Origin of the sequence: Vibrio sp. OPT46 (genome assembly GCF_015163535.1) — a bacterium.
GTDB classification, from domain to species: Bacteria; Pseudomonadota; Gammaproteobacteria; order Enterobacterales; family Vibrionaceae; genus Vibrio; species Vibrio alginolyticus.
The window spans coordinates 61034-61573 of sequence record NZ_JADDYG010000824.1 but is presented as its reverse complement, the minus strand read 5'-3'; the positions used below and the strand labels follow the sequence as shown (position 1 = coordinate 61573).

General features: G+C 48.9%; 1 protein-coding gene. It reads left to right on the top strand.

Annotated features, from left to right (window positions below):
• The coding region (locus IQR33_RS34760; RefSeq protein WP_228014206.1) for a GspE/PulE family protein at positions 1–540 on the top strand (540 nt) is incomplete at both ends.

Here is a 540-nt window from a genome sequence, read left to right as displayed (position 1 = left end):
CAATCATCAAATTGATCAACGCCATGTTGGGCGAAGCGATCAAAGAAGGTGCGTCGGATATTCATATTGAGACGTTCGATAAAACCCTTTCGATTCGTTTCCGTGTCGATGGCGTATTGCGTGAAGTCCTGACTCCAAGCCGTAAGCTAGCGCCTTTGCTAGTTTCTCGTGTGAAGGTTATGGCTAAACTAGATATCGCAGAAAAGCGTGTGCCTCAAGATGGCCGTATTTCGTTGCGTATCGGTGGTCGTGCGGTGGACGTGCGTGTATCTACGATGCCGTCCTCACATGGTGAGCGCGTGGTAATGCGTTTGTTGGATAAAAACGCGACTCGTCTTGATTTACATAGTTTGGGCATGACCCCTTCAGTGCATGACAACTTCCGTCACTTGATTGGCCGCCCTCACGGTATCATCTTGGTGACGGGCCCGACAGGTTCTGGTAAATCAACCACCTTGTACGCTGGCTTGCAAGAGATCAATAGCAACGAACGCAACATTTTAACGGTTGAAGACCCGATCGAGTTTGATATTGATGGCA